The sequence below is a fragment of the Campylobacter sp. BCW_4323 genome, from assembly GCF_001763115.1.
In the GTDB taxonomy this organism is placed as follows: Bacteria; Campylobacterota; Campylobacteria; order Campylobacterales; family Campylobacteraceae; genus Campylobacter_D; species Campylobacter_D jejuni.
In genome coordinates this window covers 1-18,276 of the sequence record NZ_MJYC01000066.1, presented here as the reverse complement: position 1 = coordinate 18,276, position 18,276 = coordinate 1, and the positions used below count along the sequence as shown (strand labels likewise).

Annotated in this window: 15 protein-coding genes; 13 read left to right on the top strand and 2 right to left on the bottom strand. The window is 30.6% G+C overall.

Annotated features, from left to right (window positions below; all coding sequences use genetic code 11):
- Position 1 precedes the first annotated feature (1 nt).
- The 8 genes from purL to AJN60_RS06535 all read left to right on the top strand — a co-directional run bounded on the left by purL (position 2) and on the right by AJN60_RS06535 (position 9,454).
- Entirely contained in the window at positions 2-2,188 is a 2,187-nt protein-coding gene (gene purL / locus AJN60_RS06570; protein WP_052949378.1) for a phosphoribosylformylglycinamidine synthase subunit PurL, read from the top strand.
- Positions 2,185-2,955, top strand: coding sequence for a DnaJ domain-containing protein (locus AJN60_RS06565; RefSeq protein WP_002881661.1), 771 nt, complete (start codon positions 2,185-2,187; stop codon positions 2,953-2,955). Before purL ends, AJN60_RS06565 begins: the two co-directional genes overlap by 4 nt.
- A gap of 2 nt (positions 2,956-2,957) precedes the next feature.
- Positions 2,958-4,490 (top strand): bifunctional phosphoribosylaminoimidazolecarboxamide formyltransferase/IMP cyclohydrolase, encoded by a 1,533-nt coding sequence (gene purH / locus AJN60_RS06560; protein ID WP_070286136.1) that lies wholly within the window; start codon positions 2,958-2,960, stop codon positions 4,488-4,490.
- Positions 4,491-4,588: 98 nt separating this feature from the next.
- Positions 4,589-6,181 carry a methyl-accepting chemotaxis protein gene (locus AJN60_RS06555; protein WP_002861702.1) on the top strand — a complete coding sequence of 531 codons (1,593 nt, stop codon included), beginning with the start codon at positions 4,589-4,591 and terminating at the stop codon, positions 6,179-6,181.
- A gap of 9 nt (positions 6,182-6,190) precedes the next feature.
- The gene (locus tag AJN60_RS06550; protein WP_002871471.1) at positions 6,191-6,625 is read left to right on the top strand and encodes an META domain-containing protein; all 435 of its coding nucleotides are present in this window, start codon (positions 6,191-6,193) and stop codon (positions 6,623-6,625) included.
- 98 nt (positions 6,626-6,723) lie between these two features.
- Complete coding sequence (locus AJN60_RS06545; protein WP_002861700.1) at positions 6,724-7,701, top strand: agamatine deiminase; 978 nt, start codon at positions 6,724-6,726, stop codon at positions 7,699-7,701.
- Positions 7,698-8,585, top strand: a complete 888-nt coding sequence (locus AJN60_RS06540) for a cation diffusion facilitator family transporter (RefSeq protein ID WP_002861699.1) — start codon at positions 7,698-7,700, stop codon at positions 8,583-8,585. The genes AJN60_RS06545 and AJN60_RS06540 overlap by 4 nt, the downstream gene beginning before the upstream one ends.
- Entirely contained in the window at positions 8,582-9,454 is an 873-nt protein-coding gene (locus tag AJN60_RS06535) for an N-carbamoylputrescine amidohydrolase (RefSeq protein ID WP_070286135.1), read from the top strand. The genes AJN60_RS06540 and AJN60_RS06535 overlap by 4 nt, the downstream gene beginning before the upstream one ends.
- A gap of 11 nt (positions 9,455-9,465) precedes the next feature.
- Here the strand turns inward: AJN60_RS06535 and AJN60_RS06530 are convergent, their stop codons facing one another.
- Entirely contained in the window at positions 9,466-10,812 is a 1,347-nt protein-coding gene (locus AJN60_RS06530; protein WP_070286134.1) for an SH3 domain-containing C40 family peptidase, read from the bottom strand.
- A gap of 48 nt (positions 10,813-10,860) precedes the next feature.
- Here AJN60_RS06530 and pif1 point away from each other — a divergent pair, with 48 nt between their 5' ends.
- Both pif1 and AJN60_RS06520 read left to right on the top strand, forming a co-directional pair.
- On the top strand, positions 10,861-12,204 hold the full coding sequence (pif1, locus tag AJN60_RS06525; protein WP_002871475.1) for an ATP-dependent DNA helicase Pif1: 1,344 nt from the start codon (positions 10,861-10,863) through the stop codon (positions 12,202-12,204).
- Between the two features lie 9 nt (positions 12,205-12,213).
- On the top strand, positions 12,214-12,948 hold the full coding sequence (locus AJN60_RS06520) for a hypothetical protein (protein ID WP_070286133.1): 735 nt from the start codon (positions 12,214-12,216) through the stop codon (positions 12,946-12,948).
- On the opposite strand, the gene lolA is transcribed toward AJN60_RS06520, so the two are convergent.
- Complete coding sequence (gene lolA, locus AJN60_RS06515) at positions 12,945-13,454, bottom strand: LolA-like outer membrane lipoprotein chaperone (protein ID WP_002861694.1); 510 nt, start codon at positions 13,452-13,454, stop codon at positions 12,945-12,947. The two genes, AJN60_RS06520 and lolA, sit on opposite strands and share 4 nt — an antisense overlap.
- A gap of 100 nt (positions 13,455-13,554) precedes the next feature.
- Here lolA and secA point away from each other — a divergent pair, with 100 nt between their 5' ends.
- The 3 genes from secA to AJN60_RS06500 are packed head-to-tail and all read left to right on the top strand — an operon-like array spanning position 13,555 to position 18,153.
- Positions 13,555-16,143, top strand: coding sequence for a preprotein translocase subunit SecA (gene secA, locus AJN60_RS06510; RefSeq protein WP_002871478.1), 2,589 nt, complete (start codon positions 13,555-13,557; stop codon positions 16,141-16,143).
- Positions 16,140-17,345, top strand: a complete 1,206-nt coding sequence (locus tag AJN60_RS06505; RefSeq protein WP_002861692.1) for an ABC transporter permease — start codon at positions 16,140-16,142, stop codon at positions 17,343-17,345. The genes secA and AJN60_RS06505 overlap by 4 nt, the downstream gene beginning before the upstream one ends.
- Before the next feature lie 22 nt (positions 17,346-17,367).
- A complete protein-coding gene (locus AJN60_RS06500; protein ID WP_002871479.1) occupies positions 17,368-18,153 on the top strand; it encodes an amino acid ABC transporter permease in 786 nt (261 codons plus the stop codon).
- Positions 18,154-18,276 lie beyond the last annotated feature (123 nt).

Genomic DNA, 18,276 nt, shown 5'->3' with positions numbered 1-18,276 from the left:
AATGGATAAAGAAACCATAAAAGCACATAAAATCAGCGATGAAGAATATGCACAAATTTTAGAAATTTTAGGACGAGAACCAAATTTATTAGAACTTGGGGTTATTTCTGCGATGTGGAGTGAGCATTGCTCTTATAAATCCAGTAAAAAATATCTTAATGGTTTTCCAACTAAAGCACCTTGGGTGATTCAAGGTCCAGGAGAAAACGCAGGGGTTATTGATATCGGGCAAGGTATGGCAGCAGTTTTTAAGGTAGAAAGTCACAATCACCCTAGCTTTATCGAACCTTTTGCAGGTGCGGCTACAGGAGTAGGGGGAATTTTGCGTGATGTTTTTACTATGGGTGCAAGAGTGGTTGCAGGGCTAAATTCTTTAAAATTTGGCAATATTCATGATGAAAAATGCGGCAAACATCAAAAATACCTTGTTAAAGGTGTGGTAAATGGAATTTCTCATTATGGAAATTGCATGGGTGTGCCAACTATAGGTGGAGAATGTGCTTTTGATGAGTGTTTTAATGGAAATATCTTAGTAAATGCCTTTGCTTTAGGGGTTTGTAAAAGTGAAGATATCTTTTATGCTAAGGCTGAAGGTGTAGGAAATCCTGTGATTTATGTGGGTTCAAAAACAGGGCGTGATGGACTTGGTGGAGCGGTTATGGCAAGTGATAGCTTCAATGAAGAAAGCAAATCTTTGCGTCCTACAGTGCAAATTGGCGATCCTTTCAGTGAAAAACTTCTTATGGAGGCTTGTTTAGAGCTTTTTAAAACCGATTATATTGTGGGTATTCAAGATATGGGTGCTGCAGGGCTTACTTCAAGTTCTTTTGAAATGGCAGGAAGAAGTGGCAGTGGCATGAAACTTTACTTAGATAAAACTCCTATGCGTGAAAGCGGTATGACTCCTTATGAGTTAATGCTTAGCGAATCTCAAGAAAGAATGCTTATTTGTGCGAAAAAAGGCTATGAAGATAAGGTTATAGAAATTTTCAAAAAATGGGATTTAGATGCTGTGGTTATGGGTGAGGTTACCAATACAGGAAAAATGGAACTTTTTTGGCATGATGAGCTTGTAGGGCTTATTCCTATCGAGCCTTTAAGTGAAAAAGCGCCGATTTTAAGTCGCCCTACAAGTGAGCCAAAATATTTAAGTGAAATTAAAGACTATAAATTTGAGCTAAAATCAAGTATTCAAGAGCTTTTTATACAAATGCTTCAAAATGAAAATATAAATAACAAAGCTTTTATTTATGATCAATTTGATTCAAGCGTGCAAACCAATACCATAAAAGCCGATGGAAAATTAGGTGCTAGTGTTATTCGTATTAAAGAAAATGGCGCAAGTGTGGCTATGGCTGTAGAATGTAACTCACGCTTAAATTATGTAAATCCTAAAATAGGAGCAGCTTTAGCAGTAGCTTCTGCAGGAAGAAAGGTTGCTTGCACAGGAGCTAAGCCTTTGGCAATAAGCGATTGTTTAAATTATGGAAATCCGCAAAATCCTGAAGTGATGTGGCAATTCGCACAAGGTTGCGAAGGTATTAAGGAAGCTTGTAAAGAGTTAAATACCCCAGTAGTAAGCGGCAATGTTTCACTTTATAATGAAACCGAAGGTGTAAGTATTTATCCAAGTCCTACTATAGTAAGCGTAGGGGTTTTAGAAGATGCAAATAAAACCTTAAAAGCTAGTTTTGAAAAAGAAAATTTAAGCGTTTATCTTTTGGGTGAAAGTTTAGGAGAATTTGGTGGATCTATGATAATGAAAATCCAAGATAAAAAAGTATCAGGAAGTCTTAAAGAGCTTGATTATAAAGCTGAACTTGCACTTTGGGATTTGCTTTATAAAGCCAATCAAAATTCTTTACTTGAGTGTGCCAATAGCGTAGGAATAGGGGGTATTGCTATGACTTTGGCAAAAATGTTTGCTATTTCTAGTGTAGGTGCAAATTTAACAAGTGGTTTTGATGATGAAAAATTGATTTTTGATGAGAGTGCAAGTCGTGCTATAGTAGGGCTTAGTAAAGAAAATGAAGAAGCTTTTTTAAATTTAGCTAAAGAATTTGGAGTAAAAGCTTATAAATTAGGTGTGAGTACAAGCCAAAAACATTTTAAACTTGATAGCATTGAGTTAAGCAAGGCTGAACTTGATAAGCTTTATTTTGAAAGTTTTAAAGAGCAAATCCAATGACTTTAGTTTTAATTATACTCGTTGTTTTGGTGTTTTACTGGTATTATAAAACTTGGGGAAAACAGGATTTTTTAAACTCAGCTACAAGAGGAGCTAAAGGCTTTGCTAAGGGTTTTGCTCGTGGGGTTATGGAAGAAAGAATGGATGAGTTTAAAAGGCGTATGAATTACTATGTTATCGCACTTTTGGCAAAAATTGCAAAAAGCGATGGCAGAGTAAGTGAAAATGAAGCTGAAATGATCAAAGATCTTTTAGATGCAAATGCCAAAGATGAAAAAGAAAGAGCTTTTTTAAAAGCAAGTTTTAACGAACATAAAGAAAATTTAAGCGATGCTTTTTATGTGGCAAAAGATTTTTTAAAAGAAGTGCCTTTACCTAAAAATGAGCGTTTTAATGTCTTGCGTGTGCTTGTTTTTATGGCTTTAATCGATGCAGATTTTAATGCTAAAAAGCGTGAAATTTTAGAGCAAATCGCTAAAGCCTTTGATATAGCAAAAAGCGAATTAGATGCTTTTATTGCAAGTCTTTCAAATTTAAAAAGTTCTAAAAAAGAATTAAGTCTTGATGAAGCTTTTACTATTTTAGAACTTCCAAATAATGCAGATTTAAATGCGGTAAAAAAACAATACCGCAATTTAGCAAAAAAATACCATCCTGATATTTTAAACGCAAACAATGTCAGCGAAGAAGAGCTTAAAATCGGCGTAGAGAAATTTCAAAAAATCAACGAAGCTTATGAAAAAGTTAAAAAACATTTAGAAAGGTAAAAATGAGAGCATTACTTAGTGTGAGTGATAAAGAAGGCATAGTAAAATTTGGCAAAGAGCTTGAAAATTTAGGTTTTGAGATTCTTTCAACTGGGGGGACTTTTAAGCTTTTAAAAGAAAATGGAATAAAAGTTATAGAAGTGAGTGATTTTACAAAGAGTCCTGAGCTTTTTGAAGGGCGTGTGAAGACTTTGCACCCTAAGATTCACGGTGGGATTTTGCATAAAAGAAGCGATGAAAATCATATCAAACAAGCAAAAGAAAATGAAATTTTAGGCATTGATCTAGTTTGTGTAAATTTATATCCTTTTAAAAAAACTACCATTATGAGCGATGATTTTGATGAAATTATAGAAAATATTGACATAGGCGGACCTGCGATGATAAGAAGTGCAGCGAAGAACTATAAAGATGTGATGGTACTTTGCGATCCGCTTGATTATGAAAAAGTGATTGAGACTTTAAAAAAAGGTCAAAATGATGAGAATTTTCGTTTAAATTTGATGATAAAAGCTTATGAGCATACAGCAAATTATGATGCTTATATTGCAAATTATATGAATGAACGCTTTAATGGAGGTTTTGGAGCGAGTAAATTTATAGTAGGACAAAAAGTATTTGATACAAAATATGGAGAAAATCCACATCAAAAAGGGGCTTTATATGAGTTTGATGCTTTTTTTAGTGCAAATTTTAAAGCCCTTAAAGGCGAAGCAAGTTTTAATAATCTAACCGATATTAACGCAGCTTTAAATTTAGCTAGTAGTTTCGATAAAGCTCCAGCTATTGCTATAGTAAAACATGGAAATCCTTGCGGTTTTGCTATAAAAGAAAATTTAGTACAAAGCTATATACATGCTTTAAAATGCGATAGCGTCAGTGCTTATGGAGGAGTGGTTGCAATCAATGGAACTCTTGATGAGGCTTTAGCAAATAAAATCAATGAAATTTATGTAGAAGTAATCATTGCAGCCAATGTAGATGAAAAAGCTTTAGCCGTGTTTGAAGGTAAAAAACGCATTAAAATTTTCACTCAAGAAAGTCCGTTTTTAATCCGCAGTTTTGATAAATATGATTTTAAACATATTGATGGGGGTTTTGTATATCAAAACAGCGATGAAGTAGGCGAAGATGAGCTTAAAAATGCAAAGCTTATGAGTCAAAGAGAGGCAAGTAAGGAAGAATTAAAAGATCTTGAAATCGCTATGAAAATAGCAGCATTTACCAAATCAAACAATGTTGTTTATGTAAAAAATGGTGCTATGGTGGCTATAGGTATGGGTATGACAAGTAGAATCGATGCAGCAAAGGCAGCAATCGCTAAAGCTAAAGAAATGGGACTTGATTTGCAAGGTTGCGTTTTAGCAAGTGAAGCCTTTTTTCCTTTTAGAGATAGCATAGATGAAGCAAGTAAAGTAGGGGTTAAGGCTATAGTAGAACCAGGCGGAAGTATAAGAGATGATGAAGTGGTAAAGGCGGCTGATGAGTATGGTATGGCGCTTTATTTTACAGGAGTAAGACATTTTTTACATTAAGTTTAATGGAATGTTATGTTTTTTACACATAATTCAATAAAAATTAAATAAATTATGTGTAAAATATTTCCGAAAAATTTTATTTTTAGGAAACTATGATGTTTAAAACTATAGGATTTAAGGTTTCTGCTGCAATTTTTGTGGTGTTGCTTATAAGTTTTATTGTAATGCAAGTGATTTTAAATTTGGACTTTAAAAATACTGCCAATAAAATGAGCAGGGCAAATTTAGATACCGTAAGTACTTCTGTTTTTCAAACAATGAGAATGGCTATGAATTTAGGAGATCCTGAAAAAATTAAAGAAGCCATTGAAGATGCAAAAAGTATAGAGGGTATTAGTGATATTAAAATTTATCCTTCAAAAGATACTATAGATCTTTTTGAGATGAAAGCCCCTCAAATTTCAAATGATAAGCGTATTATAGAACAATTTTCAAATCCTAAAATTCAAGCTTTAGAAGAAAATGTAAATGGTGTTGTGCATTTAAGATTGATACGCCCTTTGATTGCAGATGAAAGTTGTGTTGCTTGTCATGCAAATGCTAATGTAGGGAGTGTGATAGGGGTTATGGATATATCGCATTCTTTAGAAGGTGTTCAAAAAGATATAAGTAAAACCAGTCAATCTTATATTATAATATTTACTATTGCTTTGATTTTTACCCTTTGTGTGGTTCTTTTAATGCTTAAAGTTGTTGTTGGAAAGCCTGTTTTAGAGCTTTTAAATCATGCTAAAGAATTAGCTCAAGGAAGTGGCAATTTAAAAGCTCGTATTTCAGTTAAAGGTCAAGATGAAATTGCTTTAGCTTGTGGATATATCAATCAATTTATCGAAAAAACTCACAAGGCAGTTAGCGGTGCAAGTCATAATTCAAAAAATGTAGAAAAACAAAGCAATCTTTTAAATTCAAATGCTATTTCTTTAAGTGATATCAGTTCACAAAGTCATAAGCAAATAGATCAAAGTTTTAAACTTGGTGCAAATGTTGGCAATGAACTTGGAGAACTTGCTAGTTTGTCAAATAAGGCAAATAGTGCCAATGAAAAATCCTTTTTATTATTAGAGCAAATGCTTAAATCTTTGTTTAATGTTGCTAATAAAGTATCAACAGTATCTCAAAATGAAAATGAATTGGCTAAAAAAGTTGAAAACATGGTTAATCAAGCAGGTAATATACAAAAAGCAACTCAAATGATGGATGAGATTGCAGATAAAACCAATTTACTATCCCTAAATGCTGGCATAGAAGCAGCTAGGGCTGGTGCATTTGGACGAGGTTTTTCTGTAATTGCTGAGGATGTTAGGCAGTTGGCTCAGAACAGTGAAGAATTTTTGGGAAATGTAGCTCAAATTACAAAAGAGCTTTTGCAAAGTATTAATGAGGTTAGCGCAGAATTAAAGAAAAATGCTCAAAGTATACAAGCTTTAAATGATGACACCACTTTATTGGTTGATGATGCTAATGAGGTTAAATTATGCAACGAAGATGCTAGGGCTTTGGTAACTCAATGTACTGAAAAAATAAAAATTTCCCAAGAGAATATACAAAATTTACTTTCTCGTATGCAAAAAAATGTCGAAGTAAGTGAAAAGAATGAAGAAATTTCTAAAATTCTGCTTCAAGTTGCAGATGAGTTAAAAATAGTGTGTCATAATCTCGAAAGCGAACTTAACCAATTTCAAATTTAAAGGAATAAAATGAAAAAAACGCTTCAAATTGCTTTAGCTGCAACTTTTTTTGCGGGTTGTGCTAGTACTTCTGTTACTTCATCTACTTCTAAAGGTAATAATGAACTTGTGCAAAACCAGCTTTTCAAAATAGAAAAAATTATAGTTAATGGTAAAACTTTTGATCCAAAAAACGCAGAGGAAAGTCCAAATATTAGTTTTGAAAATAATAAATTTTATGGTTATTCAGGATGTAATCGTTTTTTTGGTTCTTACCAAACTAAGGCAGATACTTTGCAAATCGAAGGTGATCGCGTAGCTTCAACTCAAATGCTTTGTCACCCAATGGATGTAATGGATTTTGAAAATTCTTTCCTTTCAAATTTCAAAGGAACTTTTAAAATTTCAAATGAAAATGGAAAACTTGTTTTAAGTAATGATGAAATGAAAATCTTTTTTAAATAATACACTAAAGCCTCGAAATATCGAGGCAATCTTCTTAAATTTGACAAAATTCCAAAAAATGATACAATTATAATTTTATTATCAAAAAAGGTAGTTAAATGATAAAATCAATTCCTGAATGGAGTGAGCAAGAATACCTCATGCTTTCTTTACCTCATGAAAAAAGCGATTGGAGTCCATATTTAGAGGAAATTTTGCAAAGTTATAAAGAATTTGTAAAAGTGGTAAGTGAATTTCAAAAAGTTTTACTTATAGCTCCTAAACAGAGTGATTTTGAAAATTTTAAAGATATAAAAAATGTTGAGTTTTTTAAATGTGATACAAATGATACTTGGATACGTGATTTTGGAGCTATAGATATAGTAGAAAATAATCGTTTAAAGGCTCTTGATTTTACTTTTAATGCTTGGGGAAATAAATTTCAAAGTGAGCTTGATAATGCTGTAAATTCTAAGCTTTTTAAAGAAAAATTTAAAGAGGGGCTTAAAAAGGTGGATTTTGTTTTAGAAGGAGGAAGTATTGACTTTAATGGAGAGGGTGTGATGCTTACAAGCTCTCATTGTCTTTTAAATGAAAATAGAAATTCTCATCTAAACAAAACCCAAATTGATATAAAATTAAAAGAAATTTTTGGTTTAAAACAAATTATTTGGCTAGAAAATGGTTTCATAAAAGGTGATGATACAGATCATCATATCGATACCTTAGCAAGATTTATAGATAAAAATACCATAGCACATTGTGTTTGTGAAGATGAAGAGGATGAGCATTATTTGCCTTTGCAAAAAATGAAAGAAGAGCTTAAAAAAACAGGCTTTGATTTAGTAGAACTTCCTATACCTAAGCCTTTATACTATAAAGGAAGAAGATTGGGGGCGACTTATGCGAATTTTGTTTTTATAAATAATGCTTTAATTGTGCCTTTTTATAAGGATAAAAATGATGAAATCATAACTAAAAGACTTTCTAAAGCTTTACCCAATCATAAAATTATAGGAGTAGATGCAAGAGTGTTTTTACGACAAAACGGTTCTTTGCATTGTTCTTGTCAAAATCGTTTCAAAGGTTTAAGATGAGTTTGCAAAAAAAAGCAACTCTTGTAGCAAGTTTATGTGCTATTGTTTTAGCCTTGGTTAAATTTATAGTAGGCTTAACAAGTGGTTCTGTTGCAGTGCTTTCAAGTGCGATTGATTCTTTAATGGATTTTGCTATTTCTGCTTTTAATTTTTTAGCTCTTAAAAAAAGCTCACAAAAGGCGAATGAAAATTATAATTTTGGTTTTTCTAAAATTGAAGCTTTAATGGGTTTGTTAGAAGGTGTTTTTATAGTTGGCGTGGGGATTTTTATTTTTTATGAGAGTATTTTAAAGATTTATTATAAAGAAGAAATTAAAGATTTAAATTCAAGCATCTATGTGATGATTTTTGCTTTAATTATGACTTTTTTTCTTGTACTTTTTTTAAATTATGTAGCTAAAAAAACCAAAAGTTTGATTATAGAAAGTGATGCTTTGCATTACAAAACAGATTGCTTAACCAATGCTTGTACTTTAGGGGCTTTGGTTTTGATTTATTTTACAAATTTACATATTATTGATGCTATTTTTGGGATAGTGATCAGTCTTTATACGGCATTTTCTGCTTTTAAAATCATTAAAAAAGCTTTGGCTTTTTTAATGGATGAGGCTTTACCTAAGGAACAAGTGGATAAAATTTGTATTTTGATTTCTAATAATCCTGAAATAATTTCCTATCATGAATTAAAGACGCGTAAAACTCCAAGTTGTAATTATTTAAGCGTGCATTTGGTTTTTTGCCCTATAATTTCGCTTTTAAATGCGCATAAAATTTCAGATGAAATAGAAGAAGGTGTGCGTAAGATGTTTGAAAATGAAAAATGGGATATACAAATTCATTTAGATCCTTATGATGATGCAGAACAAGAAAGGCAAAGACAATGAAAATCGCTTTAATACAACAAAAATTTCACTCAAACAAAGAACAAACTATAAAAAAAACTTGCGAATTTATAGAAGAAGCCTCTAAACAAGGAGCTGAGCTTATTTGTTTAGGAGAGCTTCATCAAAGTGAGTATTTTTGTCAAAGTGAAAATGTGGATTTTTTTGACTATGCTAATGATTATGAAAAAGATGTGAAATTTTGGGCAAATATAGCTAGAAAAAATCAAATAGTGCTTATTACTTCATTATTTGAAAAACGAAGTGCCGGACTTTATCATAATACTGCAGTGGTTTTTGAAAAAGATGGTTCTATAGCAGGTAAATATCGTAAAATGCACATACCTGATGATCCTTGTTTTTATGAAAAATTTTATTTTACTCCTGGAGATTTGGGTTTTGAACCTATAAATACAAGTTTAGGTAAGCTTGGAGTGCTTATTTGTTGGGATCAGTGGTATCCTGAAGCAGCAAGAATTATGGCTTTAAAAGGAGCTGAGATTCTTATTTATCCCACGGCAATTGGTTGGTTTGATAAGGATGAAGATGAAGAAAAACAAAGGCAGCTCAATGCTTGGCTTGGTGTTCAAAAAGGACATGCTATAGCTAATGGTTTATATGTAGTAGCTATCAATAGAGTAGGTTTTGAAAAAGATGTAAGTGGGGTAGAAGAGGGCATTAGATTTTGGGGAAATTCTTTTGTTTTTGGCCCTCAAGGTGAAGAACTTTGTCTTTTAGATTCTCAAAACGAATGTGTAAAAATCGTAGAAATAGATAAAAAAAGAAGTGAAAATGTGCGTCGTTGGTGGCCTTTTTTGCGAGATAGACGCATAGAATATTTTGCAGATTTAACTAAAAGATTTATTGATTAAATCAATAAATCTTATTTGTTTTGTATATTTTCAAGATAGCTTTTTATTTGCTCTTTTTCTTGTTCGTTTAAATTTATAAAACTTATTTCTTTAAGTCTTGATAAAAGCAAATTATCTTCTAAAATTTCATTTTTTCCTATTTCTAAAGAAGTGATGACGCTAGAACTTATGAGAAGTCTTTGGGTTGCATCTTTTCTTAAGCCCCATATATTATGTATGGCAATATTATTATCTGTAATTTGTCCTGCATAAAGCATAATATGTCCAGGTAAATAAAGTAAACTAAGATAAGCTTTCCCAAAGCGGTTTAAAAAATCTTTTTTTTGAGAATTACTAAGAGTGCTTATATCAAAATGATTAAAAGAATTTTTTTGTGCAGCTGAATTTCTTGGTAGATAAAGTCCAAAAGCTGAAAAGATATCACGAGTTAGTAAAGAACAATCTCTTTCAAAATTATAACCGCCCCAGCCATAAGGCAAATTTAAAACTTGTGAAAGTTGATTTTTTAAATTTTTATCATTGAATTGTAAAGGAAATTTAGATACATCTTTTTTAGAAATTTTATATTTTTTAGAACCTATTTTTCCATAAAAATAGTTTTTATCTTCTTTGTAGCAAGGATAAATAGCGCCAATTCTACTTTCAAAGAAAAATTTACCATCCTCACTATAGATAGGAAATTTTTCTTTTAGTGGTGTGATAAAGTTAAGATTTTCATAGATTTTCGCTCTATCGTTTGAGAAAAATTCCAAATTTTTACTTTCAACAAATCCAAATCCAGCTTCACCTAAAACAAAAGCATAACGCTTATCTTTGCTAAAATGTGAAATTAAGACAGGGGTTCCAGCATTTAAAACGCCATCGCTTGCATAGTCAAAAGGAATTCCTTCATTTTCAAAAAAAGGATTTTTTAAGATAGCTCTTTGGGTTGGAAGATTTTTAATGATTGTATTTTGGATAATTAAAGCTTTTTGATTAAGTTTACCGAATTCTTGGATATTTGCGTTATTTATAGCGTTTTTAAACCATGAAAGTGGAATAATTTGTTTATTGAAAAAATAATAAGTATTTTTTGAATTTAAATATAAAGGAAAGGACCAAAAAATATTTTGTCCTTTGTAATTTTTAAACGAATCATGCCAAGGGTTAAAGAAATATTTTTTATATCGTTTTGCATCAAAATTAATATCGTAAGCAAATTGTGGCAAAATGCTTACATTTTGTTCGTATTCAAGTTTTGCATAATGTTGATTTTCATTTTTTTGTTCTAAATTTTCATGATGAAGTGAAGTTAAATTTTTTGTTGAACAAGCTGTTAAAAATAGCACTATAAAAGTAAAATATAAACAAGATTTCATAATCAACCTTTTAGAAAAAATAGTTATAATTAAAGCCAAGGAAATATAATGCTTGATAAACTAGAAAAAATTTTAGCTTATGATAATGTTTTTTTAAGTGGTGGTGCTGGAGTTGGTAAAAGCTTTTTGACAAATGAGCTTATCAAATCTTATAGAAAACAAAAAAAATTAGCTATAGCTCTTGGTTCTAGTGCTCTATCGGCGTTTAATATAGGCGGTGTTACTTTACACAGCTTTTTTTGTTTAGGGTATTGTGATGATATGATGAAATTAAGCACATTGGATCGCAATCAAAAACAAAAAGAAAAATTAACAAAACTTAAAGAGCTTTTAAAAACGATTGAGCTTATTATTATCGATGAAATTTCCATGGTTAGCGCAAGTGTTTTTGAAATGATAGGCTTTAGACTTAAAAATTCTCAATTTAATGGAAAAATTTTAGTTGTAGGAGATTTTTTTCAACTGCCTCCCGTAATTAAAGAAAAAAAAGAAACTTTATTTAATCATTCTTATTATGCTTTTTCTTCATTTTTTTGGCAAGATTTAAATTTTAAGAATATTAAACTTTCTCAACCTAAAAGAACACAAAATATGGAATTTTATAACTATTTATCTTTGATTAGACAAGGTTTTTTAGATGAAAAAATTTTAAGCTTTTTTGAATCTTTGCGAATTGATTATAAAGAATTAGAAAATTTAGAAGATGATTATACTTTACTTTGTGGTATCAATAAAAAAGTAAACAATATTAATCAAGAAAAATTAAGCAAACTTGAGACCCCACTTGTATGCTTTAAGGCTCAGGTTAAAAAAGAAGATAAGAGAATAAAAGATGAAGAACTTGATTCTTGGATTAGAAGCTTAAATATATTGGAAGAATTAAATATTAAAATAGGTGCTCGTATTATTTTTTGTGTAAATAATTGGGATAAGAATTATTATAATGGTGAGCAAGGCATTATAGAAGATATTCTTTATGAAGAGGAGAAAATTTATATTAGTATTATTAAAAATAATGGGATGAAAATTTTACTTGAACCTTATACTTTTTTCATGGAAGAACTTGAACAATCAGGTAAAGATTTTGTTGTTAATATTCTTGCAAGTGTTACACAGTTTCCTATTAAATTAGCTTATGCTATTACTATACACAAATCACAAGGTATGAGCATTGAAAAATTAGTGTGTGATATTGATCATATTTTTGAAAATGGACAGCTTTATGTCGCTCTTTCTCGCGCTACAAATCCAAATACTTTAAAAATTTATTCTACAAAAAAGATAAATTTTGGATTTTATTTTGCTAATATTTTAAAAATAGATTCTAATGTGATTGATTTTTATAAAAAACATAATTTTTTAGATCTTGAAATACAAGAACAAATCATTTAAAGGCATTAAATGAAAAAAATATTTTTAAGTGTTTTTTTGGCTTTGAGTTTAAATGCTCAAAATCTTGAAATAGATAAAATAAGAACAGATTTGTATTCTAAAAGTGGAGCAAATGTTCTTAAAAAAGTTGAAATTTCTTTGGAATTTGATGGGAATAATTTAAAAGAAAATGAAAATAAGTTGATTGATGCTGTAAATACAGTAATTTCAGGGTTTTTTTACGAAGATATTTTTACAGAAATTGGAAAAAATAATTTTAAAAAAACTTTAGAAAAATTTTTAGATAAGAAGTATAAGATTAAATTAGATGATATATATATCATATCTTTAAGCGGAGTGGAAAAATTTGATTTAGAGGAGTTTAAACGCTTTTTAGAAAGTACTGAGGCTAAAGAGAAAAGTATGGGCAGCGAGGTAAAAAAAGCACTTGAAAACTTAGAAGTTCCTAAAACTCAAGTTCCTGGTGTTGAAAAGATCCCAACTCCTAGTGTTCCAAATTTAGAAGCCAAGCAAGTTGAACAGCTTTTCAAAGATTCAGATGAAGAAAATAAAAATGACAATGGAGAAATCAATATAGATAATTTAAATACACCTAAAATGACTCCAGATATAGAAGAAAAAATTAAAAGAGATTTAATCGCCAATCCTCCACAAATATTCAAAGAAAATAACGCAAGCAAGCCTTATCATTTACCACAAACAGGTTATGATATAAAGCTTGATGAAAATACAACGCAAAATTAGCGAACTATATCATAATTTTGCGGAATTTTTGCCTTAAAAACATCGGAATTAATTTTTGGATTTTTAATTTGATTGTTTAGATTGATTATAACATCATTTTCAAATTCATCTTTATAGGATATGCTTTGAATTTGCTCTTGATTGAGTTTAATTGTATAATTTATATTATCATATTTTGCTACAAGTTTATCTTTATCTATAAGACTTGCTTTTTTGAAAATTTCATTAAGATTTGGAATGTTATCAAGATGAGAGAAAATGACTTGCTCTAGATCGTGCTCTATTATGGTTACTTGATTTTTGTTAATATAAATCTCTTTTTTACTAGGAGTATCATAACTCCAATATGCTTGATCTTTACTCAGTATAAAATGTCCAGAATAAGAAAGTGTAGAGTTTTTGGATTTTACTATTTGGATAAAATTGCTTGAAAAGGTATTAAAATTAAGATCAAGGGCAAAAAGTTGTCCTATAAAAATAAAAAATATCAAGAATGTTTTTTTCATTTATTTTCCTTAAAAAAATTATATTTTTTATATCATTCTAGCTAATTTTAATTAAATAATCGTTATAATGGTAGTTTGAAAAATTTATAAAGGTTTAAAAATGTTTTTAAATACCTTAAAAGCCGTTTTTGGAACAAAAAATGATCGTGAAGTTAAAAAATACTTCAAGCGTGTAGCACAAATCAATGCTTTAGAAGGCAAATATCAAAATTTAAGCGATGATGAATTAAAAGCCGAATTTGCAAAATTTAAAGAGCAAATTTTAAGCGGAGAAAAAAACGAAAATGATATCTTAAATGATGTTTTTGCCATAGTCAGAGAGACAGGTAAGAGAACTTTAAATATGCGTCATTTTGATGTGCAGTTAATCGGTGGTATGGTTTTACACGATGGAAAAATCGCAGAAATGAAAACAGGAGAAGGTAAAACCCTTGTAGCGACCTTGCCTGTAGTTTTAAATGCCATGAGTGGCAAAGGCGTACATGTCGTTACAGTGAATGATTATCTAGCCAAAAGAGATGCTGAGCAAATGAGTGCGATTTATAATTTTTTAGGTTTTAGCGTAGGCGTGATTCTTTCTTCTCAAAATAGTGACATAGAGCACAAGCAAGCTTATGATTGCGATATTACTTATGGAACCAATAATGAGTTTGGTTTTGATTATTTGCGTGATAATATGAAATTTTCAAAAGTTGAAAAAGTTCAAAGAGAGCATAATTTTGTTATTGTAGATGAAGTAGATAGTATTTTAATTGATGAGGCAAGAACTCCGCTTATCATCAGCGGCCCTACAAATCGCACTTTAGATGGTTATATTAAAGCCAATGAAGTAGCTAAGCAAATGCAAAAAGGCGAAGCAGTTTTACCTCCTGCAAAACCTGAGGGTGATTTTGTGGTAGATGAGAAAAATCGTAGTGTTTTGATTACCGAAGCAGGTATTGCTAAGGCTGAAAAACTTTTTGGTGTAGAAAATTTATACAGTCTTGATAATGCTATCTTAGCACATCAGCTTGATCAAGCTTTAAAGGCACATAATCTTTTTGAAAAAGATGTGCATTATGTTTTAAGAAATAATGAAGTTATCATCGTTGATGAATTTACAGGGCGTTTAAGCGAAGGACGTCGTTTTAGCGAAGGATTGCATCAAGCTTTAGAAGCTAAAGAAAATGTAAAAATTCAAGAAGAAAGCCAAACTCTAGCAGATATTACTTTTCAAAATTATTTTAGAATGTACAATAAACTCGCAGGTATGACAGGAACTGCACAAACAGAAGCGACTGAATTTTCTCAAATTTATAGTTTAGATGTTATTTCTATACCGACAAATATTCCTATTAAAAGACAAGATAAAGATGATCTTATCTATAAAACTCAAAATGAAAAATTTAAAGCCGTAATTGAAGAGATTAAAAAAGCCAATGCTAAAGGTCAGCCTGTGCTCGTAGGAACCGCAAGTATAGAACGCAGTGAAGTTTTTCACAATATGCTTGTAAAAGAGAAAATCCCTCATCATGTTTTAAATGCTAAAAATCACGAGCAAGAAGCTTTGATTATCCAAGATGCAGGTAAAAAAGGTGCCGTAACTATCGCTACAAATATGGCAGGTCGTGGTGTGGATATAAAAATCGATGATGAGATTAGGGCTTTGGGTGGACTTTATATCATAGGTACAGAAAGACATGAAAGCCGCCGTATTGATAATCAACTTCGTGGTCGTGCAGGAAGGCAGGGCGATCCTGGAATAAGTCGTTTTTATCTAAGTTTAGAAGATAATCTTTTAAGAATTTTTGGTGGGGATCGTATTAAAAGCATTATGGATCGCTTAGGTATAGAAGAGGGCGAAAGCATAGAGTCAAGAATCGTTACAAGAGCGGTTGAAAATGCGCAAAAAAAAGTAGAAAGCTTACATTTTGAAAGCAGAAAGCATTTGTTAGAATACGATGATGTAGCAAATGAACAAAGAAAAACTATTTATCGTTATCGTAATGAGCTTTTAGATGAAAACTATGATATTAGAGCTAAAATTTCTCAAAATATCGCTGAATATAGCGCAAATGTAATGAATGATTATATGCTTGATGAAAGCGATTCTAATGTAAATTTTGAAAATTTGAAAGCAAAAATTTTATATGAGTGTTCAACTCAGATTAGTGAAAAAGATTTTGAAAATTTAAGCGTCATTGAAATGCAAGATAAGCTAAGTCAAATTCTTGAAAATTCTTATAACGAAAAGATGTCAAGACTTGAGATTAAAGAATTGCGTAATATAGAGCGTATTTTATATTTGCAAGTTTTGGATAATGCTTGGAGAGAGCATTTGTATCAAATGGATATTTTAAAAACAGGAATAGGACTTCGCGGATACAATCAAAAAGATCCTCTTGTGGAATATAAGAAAGAAAGTTATAATCTTTTCTTGGAGCTAGTTAATCGTATTAAATTTGATAGTATTAAACTACTTTTTAGTGTGCAATTTAATCAAGAAGAGGTGCAAAATTTAGAAAATAAAGCCAATGAAGAAAATGAAAAGCTGCTTCAAAGCTCAGTAGAAATGGGCGCAAGCGAAGATAATCTTGGCGAAGCTGAGTTTAAAAAAGTTCCACGCAATGCTCCTTGTCCTTGCGGAAGTGGAAAAAAATTTAAAGAATGCCATGGAAAAAGTGGTCCTAAGCAAGGAATTTTAGCTTGAATAAAAGCGTTTTAAAATATTTACTTTTTAAATATTTAAGATTTGATAAAGAACAACCCTTTATCAATCTTTCTATGCTTTTGGCCTTTTTGGGAGTTTGTGTAGGACTTTGCGTTTTGCTTGTAGCTATGGCAATTATGAATGGTTTTGATAAAGAATTTGAAAAACGCTTTTTTGTGATGAATTATCCTATTACTATTTTGCCTAAATTTTACGCTCCTGTAAATGATGAATTTATAGATGAGTTAAGAAAAACATTTCCAAATTTGTTATTTAGCCCTTATATAAGCACTCAAGTTGTTGTAAAGGGAGATAATCGTTTTGAAGGTGGTGTGCTTTTTGGCGTTAATTTTAATGATGAAAAAAAAATAAACGAAGTGGTTGCTAAAGCTTTAAAGGATGAGAATTTAAGTGGTTTTGATATACTTGTAGGATCAGCACTTATTGATGAATTTGGTTTGCATAAAAATGACAAACTTTCACTTATTTTTTCAAATCTTAATCCTAGTGGATTTTCTTTAGTACCGCAAACTAAACGTTTTGATGTTAAAGCGCGTTTTACTTCAGGGCTTGCATTTTATGATAAAGCTTATATGTATACAGATGTTGATGCATTGAAAAAAGTACTTGGAATGCCTAAAAATCCAAATTATGATGGAGTTCATGTATATAGTGATAATGCTTTTAAGGATGTTGAAAAAATTAAATCTTATTTAAAAGACGATTATGCTGTAGTAGGTTGGTGGGAACAAAATAAAAATTTCTTTTCAGCCTTAGAGCTTGAGAAAAGAGCGCTTTTTATAGTGTTGATGCTTATTATTTTGGTTGCAAGTTTAAATATAGTAAGTTCTTTATTGATGATAGTAATGAATCGTCGCAGTGAAATAGCACTTTTACTTGCCCTAGGTGCAAGCAAAAATGAGGTAAAAAAGAGTTTTTTTGCCTTAGGCATGCTTATTGGCGGCGGCGGTATGATAGTGGGTGTGATGCTTGCATTTTTTGCTTTATGGCTTTTAGGAAATTTTGATATTGTAACTTTACCTGCTGATGTTTATGGAACCAGTAAATTACCACTTGATTTGTCTTTAATGGATTTTTCTTTAACCATTATAGGTGCTTTAATAATCATAGCTTTATCGTCTTTTTATCCTGCAAAAAAAGCAACTCAAATTAACATTTTAGATACTTTAAGAAATGAATAAATTGTAATTTTGGAGATTTTTATTGTCTTTGTTTATCCAAAAAAATAAGAATTTTAAACCTTTAAAACCTCTATCAAAGTCAAAAATAATCACTAATTTAATTCTTTTGATTTTATTTTTAATATTGTTTTGTTATTGTAGTTTTAGTATAAGTGCTTATCATTTTGATTTTAGTGCAATTACGACCTATAAAGAAAAATTTCTTCAAGGTTTTTTAAATACTTTAATAATCAGTTTTTTTTCTTTATTACTGAGTATAATTTTGGGTGGAGTTTTTTGTGCTTTTTCTTTAAGTTCAATTGTTTTTTTAAGATTTTTATCTATATTTTACATAGAGCTTATCAGAGGAACCCCTTTACTAGTGCAGGTATTATTGATATATTATATCGTTGCAAATAATTTAGGACTTGATAATCGATATGTGGCTGGAGTTATTATTTTATCATGTTTTTCTGCTGCTTACTTAGCTGAAATATTTAGAGCTGGAATTTTAAGTATTTCTATATCTCAGCTTGAAAGCGCTAGGGCTTTAGGGTTAAAAGAGATGCAGGTTTTTGCGTATGTAATTTTTCCCCAAGCTTTAAAAAATATTTTAGCACCGCTGAGTGGACAATTTGCAAATTTAATTAAAGATAGTTCATTATTAAGCGTTATTGCTGTAAATGAATTAACCCAAAGTGCACAAGAGATAAATTCTTATACTTTTGCTACTCTTGAAGCTTATGTAATTTTGGCTATTACATATCTTGTTTTGACTTTACCTATAAGTATATTTTCTCGTTATTTGGAGAGAAAATGCCAAAAATGATTTAAAAAAGCTTGACAAATAGAGCTAATTTTGGCATAATCACATTTTTATTTCAGAAAATGTCTCGTTAGCTCAGCCGGTAGAGCATCTCCCTTTTAAGGAGGGGGCCGTTGGTTCGAATCC